The sequence below is a fragment of the Paraglaciecola sp. genome (assembly GCF_039964565.1).
Lineage (GTDB): Bacteria > Pseudomonadota > Gammaproteobacteria > Enterobacterales > Alteromonadaceae > Paraglaciecola.
Window position 1 is genome coordinate 475,094 of record NZ_JBDVXF010000044.1, and the last position, 9,553, is coordinate 484,646.

8 protein-coding genes are annotated in these 9,553 nt (G+C 38.3%); 3 read left to right on the forward strand and 5 right to left on the reverse strand.

Going from position 1 to position 9,553, the window contains the following annotated elements:
* Positions 1-13: 13 nt before the first annotated feature.
* A complete protein-coding gene (locus tag ABJK37_RS21760) occupies positions 14-913 on the reverse strand; it encodes a TIGR03899 family protein (protein ID WP_348358212.1) in 900 nt (299 codons plus the stop codon).
* A 223-nt stretch (positions 914-1,136) separates the two neighbouring features.
* On the opposite strand from ABJK37_RS21760, the gene ABJK37_RS21765 reads away from it, so the two are divergent.
* On the forward strand, positions 1,137-3,371 hold the full coding sequence (locus ABJK37_RS21765) for an EAL domain-containing protein (protein ID WP_348358215.1): 2,235 nt from the start codon (positions 1,137-1,139) through the stop codon (positions 3,369-3,371).
* A gap of 131 nt (positions 3,372-3,502) precedes the next feature.
* Here ABJK37_RS21765 and ABJK37_RS21770 read toward each other — a convergent pair whose 3' ends face one another.
* On the reverse strand, positions 3,503-3,994 hold the full coding sequence (locus ABJK37_RS21770) for a uracil-DNA glycosylase family protein (RefSeq protein ID WP_348358217.1): 492 nt from the start codon (positions 3,992-3,994) through the stop codon (positions 3,503-3,505).
* Positions 3,995-4,152: 158 nt separating this feature from the next.
* A complete protein-coding gene (locus tag ABJK37_RS21775) occupies positions 4,153-5,289 on the reverse strand; it encodes a fatty acid desaturase (RefSeq protein WP_348358219.1) in 1,137 nt (378 codons plus the stop codon).
* Positions 5,290-5,455: 166 nt separating this feature from the next.
* Between ABJK37_RS21775 and fabR the strand changes: the two genes are divergently transcribed.
* Positions 5,456-6,067, forward strand: coding sequence for an HTH-type transcriptional repressor FabR (fabR, locus tag ABJK37_RS21780; protein ID WP_348358221.1), 612 nt, complete (start codon positions 5,456-5,458; stop codon positions 6,065-6,067).
* Here the strand turns inward: fabR and trmA are convergent, their stop codons facing one another.
* Positions 6,068-7,165: a tRNA (uridine(54)-C5)-methyltransferase TrmA gene (gene trmA / locus ABJK37_RS21785; protein ID WP_348358223.1), complete on the reverse strand. Its 1,098-nt coding sequence runs from the start codon at positions 7,163-7,165 to the stop codon at positions 6,068-6,070.
* A 173-nt stretch (positions 7,166-7,338) separates the two neighbouring features.
* Between trmA and ABJK37_RS21790 the strand changes: the two genes are divergently transcribed.
* Positions 7,339-8,724 (forward strand): DUF5610 domain-containing protein, encoded by a 1,386-nt coding sequence (locus tag ABJK37_RS21790; protein ID WP_348358225.1) that lies wholly within the window; start codon positions 7,339-7,341, stop codon positions 8,722-8,724.
* Positions 8,725-8,793: 69 nt separating this feature from the next.
* On the opposite strand, the gene ABJK37_RS21795 is transcribed toward ABJK37_RS21790, so the two are convergent.
* The gene (locus tag ABJK37_RS21795; RefSeq protein ID WP_348358227.1) at positions 8,794-9,252 is read right to left on the reverse strand and encodes an RNA-binding protein; all 459 of its coding nucleotides are present in this window, start codon (positions 9,250-9,252) and stop codon (positions 8,794-8,796) included.
* Positions 9,253-9,553: the final 301 nt, after the last annotated feature.

A 9,553-nucleotide genomic window follows, 5' to 3' on the forward strand; every position in this document is an offset into this window, starting at 1 on the left:
TTCTAGCAATGGTTTAGGTGATATCAAAAGCGATTCCTAAAGTGGCTTTGAGAGACTTTAAGTAAAAATCTTGTCTTTTTTGCGGCACCAATTTACATAATTCAGCGCCTGTAGTCGTAAATTTATAATACACCAAAGTTGTGCCGCTGCGTTTCGCTTGTAGATCCACTGTTTGGCCTGCACAACGCCATTCTATAGACTCTCCAATTGGTAACTCTCCAGATTCAATTTCGCTTTTGTGTATTAACCCCAAGTCCACAAGTGATAGAATATCTGGGTAGCCTAAGCCAAAGTTTGCCAAATTAAGTTGATGTTCATTATGTGAACTAAAAAATGACCAGAGACTGGTTTTTTGATAATAACCAAGTAACAGTTTAGGGGTTGCTTCACCTTTACGGCGACTAGCTAGATTAACAGCATGACGAAAAATTTGTGCATCTTTCTGGGTAAGTTGTTTCAAAACTCCAAGGGTCTTTAAAGAGAAACTACCAGGTCTTGCAGTCTCAACCGCAAAGATCTTACCCCACAGTTCCTGCATCGCCGGAGAAAAAATTTCCTCAGCCATTTTTATAAAACTAAAAAACCAATCGGGATCTAAATCTTCTTCTCGTCCGTCATCTAGGCAAAAATCTAGTGCCTTCCCTAGAATATTTTCTAGGTTTCTAAATTTTTTTTGCGCTAATAATTCATTTTTGCGTCTTATTTTTTCACTGGTGTTTACCGTTTTAAAAGTACTACCTTGTTCTTGAATTCCTGCTTGTGAGAACCAATGCAAAATACGTTTTTGAGTAGTTTGCCTGTTTAATCTATTATCAGGTTGAACTTTGGCCTCGCTTGTTTTGACATCTACTTTTTGTGAATGCACCGGTTGTAATCGGTTTGTGGCGGGTGGGGAATTAGACTCTATTTTCATGAGACTTAATAAGCTGCCTTAATTTTGAATTTGTTACTTTGTATATTGCGTTAATTCATGTTACATGAGCAAATAAAAATGTTAACTTTAGCAAATATTGATTAATAAGTTGATACTCCAATTAATTTTTGTGATTTATTGGGTGGTACGTAATTGAATGCCAAACATATGAACTGATTGCAGCAGCGACATATAGAAGGATCTCAAACTTGATGGAATGTACATGAGCTCAAGCAAATACGAAAACGATGAATTAATTTTCTTATCAGAAGATATCCATCCGTTCACCCCAGAGATCAACGGTGTTTGGAATGTGTTAGTGGTCGATGACGACGAAGAGATACATTCTGTCACTAGGCTTGCACTGTCTGATTTGGTTGTAAACGAAAAAGCTCTGCGTTTTATTCATGCTTATTCTGGCGTTGAGGCTCTAGAAATTATTAAAGAAATGGGGCCATCAATTGCCATAATTTTATTAGATGTGGTGATGGAGTCAGATGATGCGGGCCTTAATGTTGCAAAAATAATGCGCGAAGAGTTGAAGGTTATGGAACCTCGCATTATTTTAAGAACAGGGCAACCTGGTTATGCACCTGAAGAACAAGTCATTAAAGATTACGATATCAATGACTACAAAACAAAAACAGAACTAACTCGCAGTAAATTAGTGACCACCATTATTGCTTCTTTGCGTTCGTACCAACAAATATTGACCATTAATCAAAGTCGTCTTGGCTTACAGCAAATTATCGTGTCTGCTGCAAACCTAATGGAAGAGCATTCCGTTAAAAGTTTTTGCGAAGGTGTGGTTACACAAATTAGTTCACTTATCGGTTTAGAGGCGGGTGGGGTTGTGTGTGCCAGAGCCGGTTCTGTATTAGATAAAGACGACGACGGCGTATATATTCTCGGCGCCGCAGGTGAATTCGCATCCTATATAAATGAAAGTTTAGATAGTCTACATAACGCTCGAATTGTGAAATTTGTAAATTGCTGTTTGCAGCTTAAAGAGCATATTTTTGAAAAAGAATTCTCAGTACTGTATCTAAATAGTTCGGGATACGAGGCCGCAGTCTATTTGCAAATTGGCAAAGAAATTAATTCCATTGACCAACAATTACTTGAAGTATTTTTGTCTAGTATCTCTGTTGGGTATGAAAACGTGAATCTATTTCACCAACTTCGAACTGCCGCTTTTAGAGATTGGTTAACAAAGCTGCCTAATCGTAGTGAATTTATCAATATGTTGGATGACTGTGTTGTTGCTAGAAACAAAGCTGACAATCCTGTAGTGGCGCTTATTGATATTAACCATTTTGCTGATATCAATGATGGCTTAGGTCAAGATGCCGGTAACAGCACCTTGCTAGCCGTCACTAACCGGTTGCAAGAAACTTTTTTAGATAAAGTCAGAATAGGACGCATTGGCTCAGATGTTTTTGGCTTAATAGGAGTAGAGTTTTTTGTTAATCCACAAACATTACATGAAATTTTTGTGGCTCCCTTTAAAGCTGGAGAACATACTTTACCGCTTTCTGCTAGTTTTGGCTTTTGTCGGCTAGATGGAAAACCTCAAAGCGGTATTAATATTCTTAAACATAGCAACATTGCATTAAATAAAGCTAAGAAAAATCTCAATACTAATTTCGAGTACTATGCGCCTGAGATGGAAGAAGAAACCACTTGGCGCTTGGACATGATCAGGCAGTTAACCAGAGATTTTCAAGGGAAGAAGTTACAACTTTGGTATCAACCCCAAGTGGACTTAGTAACCGAACAAATCGTCGGGATGGAAGCATTATTACGCTGGCCTACCTCTGATGGTGGATTCGTTTCTCCGGCAGTATTTGTTCCATTAGCTGAATATTCAGGTCTCATCATTGATATTGGGATATGGGTATTGGAAGAGTCATGTAAGAAACTAAGAGCATTGTTTGACCAAGGTCACACTGGATTACGAATGGCGGTTAATATTTCAATGCCACAGTTTAGGGATCCAAACTTTGTTGAGTCGGTAAAAAATATAATCACCGAATTTGGTATTCAGCCCGATAGAATAGAGTTAGAAATTACTGAAAGCGTGGTGATGGATGAACCACAAATAGTGATTGAAGCCTTGCAAGAACTCAAATTGTTTGGAGTAAAAGTTGCTATCGATGATTTTGGTACCGGGTTCTCTTCTATGAGCTACCTACAACAATTGCCTCTGGACCGTTTAAAAGTTGATAGGTCGTTTGTGAATGAAATTCATCCCGGTAAATCTGCGTTTATTGCAGAAACTATCGTGACACTTGGTAATAAACTTGGCTTGTCTACAATTGCGGAAGGAGTTGAGAAAAGAGAACAAGCGAGCTATATGCTGAAATTAGGGTGTGATGAAGCCCAGGGGTATTTGTTCGCGAAACCCATGCCATATGAACAGCTTTTAGAATTTTTAGCCTCAAAAAAACACTACTAAGGAGCAACTAAAAAGCAAGTTTATGGGATGTTTTAGGTTTAAAGGCTTCGGAGTGATTTCAATAATTTGTTGCTCTTGTTGTCACCTGCGCTAAACACTTTTTAATTTGCGTTTGAGAGTCACCATGTTTTTTAGTCTTGCAACTTCGCCCTAATCTTAGCAAGCATCTGTGGCATGACTTCTTCTTCAAACCACCTATTGCTTTTTAACCAGATATTATTTCGTGGTGAAGGATGAGGTATTGGTAGATACTTAGGTTGATAGTCGCGCCAATTTTTAATTCGTTCGGTCAGTGTTTTTTTGTCTTTTAAATAATAGTCTTGCGCGTATTTTCCTACTAGAAGGATAAGTTTGTTTGAGTAAGACTCAAGCAAATAGGGATGCCATTTGGGGGCGCACTCTTTTCTAGGAGGTAAATCACCAGACTTACCTTTTCCAGGATAGCAAAAGCCCATGGGTACAATAGATAAGGAATGTTTGTCGTAGAATTGTTGTTCTGGCATATCAAGCCATTTTCGTAACCTATCTCCTGAGGCGTCTTTCCATGGAGTATTGGTTTGGTGAGCTTTGAGACCTGGGGCTTGACCAATAAGAACAATTTTTGCATTTTTTGAGTATTGCAAAATTGGTTTGGGTGCAAAAGGTAAAGAATGAGCACAATGGTTACAATCATGTATTTTAGATATGATGTTTATTTTATTAGTCGCCCTGTTCTTTACTTTAGAGTCCACATTTTAAAAAGGCCTCAAAATTAGACCTCTCGCTATGAATTCCTACGTATTTAATTTGCCATAGTTGGTAAAAACTCAAACTGATTTAGCTGTAACCATTTTTGCTTTTGTAGGGCTAAACTTTGTTTTAACTCTTTATATCTGTAATGCATTTCAAGGTTTTCATAGCTGCGTTTGAGACTTTGTTTCTTAATAGCCATTAGTTGTTTTTTGGCGGCGTAATATTCTGTCATGCGTTGAGCTAGGAGTTCATACTCAAATTGTACTTTAGCTAATATTTCATCTGCATTAGGTAATTTAGATACTTTTTCCTGGGCTAACTTTAGTTGCATTGCGACTTTAGCTTTTTCTATTCTTTCTTCCGGACAGCGCCTAAGATTGCTAGCCCAGCCGACAACAGATAACCCTTTGATTAGCCATTTTGTGGGATCAAACTGCCACCATTTAATCCCATTTCTATAGTCATACTCAAATATATGGTGGAAGTTATGGTAGCCCTCACCAAAGGTAAAAAAAGCTAAAATATCGTTATCTCTAGCGGAGTTTTTGTCGGTATATGGCTGTTTTCCCCATATATGCGCTAAGGAGTTAATGAAAAAAGTTACATGATGAACCACAACTAGGCGGAAAACGCCGGCTAATAATAACATGCCCCAAATGTCGCCGTTTAACCAACCAAGTAATAATGGCAGGCCAAAGTTAGCGCTTAGCATAACCTTCAAATAGTGCTTATGTTGCCACATTACTATTGCATCTTTTTGCAGATCTCTGCAGTTACTATAATCATCGTAACGGTGAATTTGATACTCTCTCAACATCCAACCAATATGAGAGTACCAAAACCCTTTTTTTGCGGAATAGGGATCTTGATCATTGTCATCAACATGTTTGTGGTGAATTCGATGATCTGAACACCAGTGCAGAATACTGTTTTGTAGTGACATTGCCCCACCAATTGCCAATACAATTCTGACGAATACATTCGCCTGATACGCCTTATGTGACCATAAACGGTGATAACCGGCAGTAATTGACATGCCTGAAAAGTAAATTAACACTAAACACGCGATAATTTCGACGCTATCGAAACCGTTGGTTAATGCTTCAAGAGGTACCAACACCGCTGCTATTAATGCGGTTATGGAAAAGACCAAAACATTGGTGAGTATCAGGCGGGGTTTTTTCATTTAAAAATTTTAATTCAGCTTACATCTGTACGCTATTTTACGTTGCCCTCGTCGTTTCGCAAGTCATATATGAGCAAAGAGTTAAATTTCTTGGGTATGTGTTTTACTTTTTTCACGTTAGAATTACATAAATATTGACTTGATCACTAACCGCAGGTTGTAACTATTGAGCCGTCAAGAGCAAAAATTACGAACACGTCGTTCCATTATTGAAGCAGCGTTTTTACTATTGGATGAGCAGAGAAGCTTATCAAGTATCAGTCTAAGGGAGGTTGCGCGAGCTGCAGGTATAGCCCCCACCTCTTTTTACCGGCACTTTAAAGATATTGATGAATTAGGGCTAACCTTAGTTGATGAAGCGGGTTTAGCTTTGCGTCAATTGATGCGGCAAGCTAGGGCGAGAATTGCTTCAGGTGGAGGAGTAATCAACACTTCTGTGGATACTTTTATGGAATTTATTACCGCCAACAATAACGTTTTTCGATTATTGTTGCGGGAGCATACCGGTACATCAATGGCTTTTAGGGCGGCGGTATTGCGAGAAATTAAGCACTTCAACGTAGAACTGACTGATTACACCATTTCTACAACTGGTTTACCGTATAATATTGCAAATTTGCAAGCAGAGGCCATGGTTAAGTTAGTTTTTAGTGCTGGCGCCGAGGCACTAGATGCGTCGGAAGAGCAGAAACTAAATGTGGCTGAAAGAGTGAAGCTTCAACTAAGGTTCGTAGTAAATGGAGCTTTGCAGGCTAAAGCAGAACAAGCTAATAATTAGTTACTTTTTTTGTAGATATACCCCACATTCTACATGATGGGTATACGGGAACTGGTCAAACAACGCGAACCTAGTGATGCTATGTGTGAGTAATAATGTGTCTAAATTGAGTTTTAGCGTGTCCGGATTACACGAAATATACACTATATTTTCATACTGGCTTACCATCTCGACTGTAGTATCGTCTAAGCCAGCACGAGGTGGATCAACTAATACGGTTTGGCACTGGTAGTCAGTTAAATTTACTCCCTCTAAACGTCGAAACTCTCTAACACCTTGTTGTGCTTGGACAAACTCCTCACTCGACATTCGGATGATTTTTAGATTGGTTATATTGTTTTGCTGAATATTTTGTTGCGCTGCTGATACAGAGGTTTTGGATATTTCAGTGGCTAACACTTTTTCAAAATTTTGTGCTAGCGGCACAGAAAAATTTCCGGAACCGCAATATAGTTCGAGTAAATCTCCTTGGCTATTTTGAGTAATATCCAACGCCCACTCGATCATTTTGACGTTGACCCGTGCATTGGGTTGAGTAAAACTGTTTTCGATTTGTTTGAAGGTGTAATTACGTTGGTCTATTGTCAACTCTTCGGTGACATAATCTTTGTCTAGAATCACTTTTTGTTTTTTTGCTCGGCCGATAATATCAATTTTGTATTTCTGGCTTAACAACGAACGAATATTTCTCATTTCCGTAGACCACTGCTCGTCCAAGGCTTTGTGATAGAGCAAAGACACAATGATTTCACCACTTAGTGTGGCTAGATAATCTATTTGGAATAATTTCCGGCGTGCAGCCTCATTGACTTTAATTAATGCAATTAAATCAACCATAACTTCATTAATAAGAAGGCTAGCGGGAGGGAAACTATGTACTTGGTATTTTTGTTTAGTCGTTTGATCGAACATGACGTGATGTAACTCATCACCTTCATGCCAAAGTCTAAACTCGGCTCTTAACCTATAATTTAGTGGTTCGGATGCAAACACTTCCAATTCGGGGGCGGCATACTGAGCAAAACTTTCTTTTATAAGTTTCGTTTTATTTTTCAACTGTTCATCGTAATGGTCAGCTTGAATTTCAGTTGGCCGCATATATTGCCTCAATCTTTTAGACGGTAAAAACGCGCAAGGTAAAGTGTTTTTAGCCATTCTGCAATATATTCGAAAGCTAAAATTTATAAAACGTATAATTTTTGGACAAGTTTAGCTAAAGTATTAACGGGTAGCGGCCGATATGGTTAGTTGAGGATAGTGAGGTATCTGCCATGAACATTAGTCAATTAAAAGCCTTTTTAGGTGATAATCCCCAACATCTGGGGAGCGACAACAGTATCAAAAATCAACTCCGTGATGAGGGGTTAAAACAAGCGATAAGTGGACAAAGTAACCATTTAACGCAGAGTGTGGCGCAATTTAGCTCTAGCACTTCATTGGGTGTAAAGATATATACAAATTCGTTAAGTAATAATCTTGAAATTGATAGGCACAAACCTAATTTTTCTGTGCCTGACTCAAAAGAGTCTGAAGCTTTGTCATTTGATTTTGAAGAAATAGCTAAGAACGTACTCAGTTTTATCGGTGGTGCGATTAAAAACGCCCAAAGTCGAGGGGCAGATGACGGTGAACTTGAAGATCTATTCGAACAAGCTTCAACCGGCGTGTTAAAAGGCATTAAATTAGCAGAGCAAGATTTAGCAGGTTTCTTAAATGAAGAAATTACTAATGGCATAGGGCAAAGTAAGAGTTTAATAGAAGAGGGTATTGCAAATCTTAAGCGCGAGGTTTTTAACTCTGACGCAGTCGATTTGCAAAATACAAATCAGGCTATTGTTGAATCTTCCAGTGTCTCTTATGCAAAACAAGAATCAGGTGAACTAAGTATTCGCACCAGAGATGGCGATACAGTTAAAATTACTTTTGAAGATTTAGAGCAATTTGAACTCAGTCAACGACAGGTGCAGCAACAAATACAAAATTCAGAATCAAATGAAAACCCCATTGATTCCGAACAAAGTGACGATAACACTGTAACTCAAGTGGATACTAAGACAGAGGTACCGGAAACCAACTCCGCATTAGAAACTAATAACGTTATAGAACAGCAACAACCTACTACTGAAGTAATTGAACAAAATGCGGTGTTCTACCAAGAAAGTTCATTTTCGTTTTCGGTTAGAGGCGAGTTAGATGAGGATGAACTCAAAGCTATTGGTCAATTAGTGTCTGATGCTAATGATCTTGCTGAAGAGTTTTTTAATGGCGATATTGAAACCGCTTTTAATCAAGCTTTAGAACTTGGGTTTGATGAACAAGAATTATCCAGTTTTGCTTTACAGTTGACGAAGGTTGAAAACACTCAGGTGATCAAAGCGTACGAAACGGTTTCTCGATTTGATGGAGATAGTGTAGATAGCAATCCAGCAAAATCAGTAAAGCCTGTCGCTGACTATCTTGATAAATTACTTAATGTGCTAGAAGGATCGAGACTTCAATTAGAAGATAGCGAATCGTACGAAAACATGGTGAATGAATTGATTAACAATTTAGGAAGTGATGTAGCCACTCCAGATCTAATATCTGCGATTAATCGTTTCAACGAATTCAATCAAAAACTTGTGGACAATTTGCCGAAAGGTTATCAACCAGAATAATACTGATAGCTACTAAATATACATAAGTAATCAAGCCAGCTTAATACTGGCTTTATTACTTATAGGTAACTATTCGTCTTCAACTTTCTCTTTCGCTAAGCGAACTTTTAAAGTCCGTTCTTGGAAAGTCGAATCGTTTAGATTTTTAATTGCCTTAGCCGCTCCCTTCGCATTCATCTCAACAAAGCCGTATCCCTTCCTTTTACCAGTTCGGCGATCTTTCATTAGTCGTACAGAAACAACATTACCTTGTTGTTCGAAATGTGCTTGTACCGCTTCTTCATCCGCACGATAAGGCAGGTTTCCTACATAAAGTGTAGATACAGTTGATGAATCACCTTTATCACCAGATGAACTTGTTGATGAAGACAGCCTTACTAAGCCAGGTACTAACAAGCCACCTAATAAGACTCCGAGAGCCGCAGCTAGGTTATTGGGCATTTCTGACGCTATCATGGGTAAAATGACATATATAACAATAGCGATAATCGCTGTAATAATAATATTCAAAATAAAAGATGGATTCATGTGACGCTACCTAAAAAGATTTTATGGTTATAAGAATATAAAGCGCACTTATGGTACCCATTTATAGGGTTTTCGCAAACAGTAACGCTAAGTATCCACAATCCTATGACCTTAACTAGGCAATAAAGCGTGAATTTTCTACTTTTTGTATGCTTCTTGACCACTTAAACATTTATTTTAAATAAGTGCTTGCATGGATATCTGTTATCTCTATAATGCGCCCTCGCTTCAAGGGAGACCACTTAGGACTCTGGCAACGAGTTAGAATTTCTAAGTAGTTGCTAATTAGCCAAGGCTATGT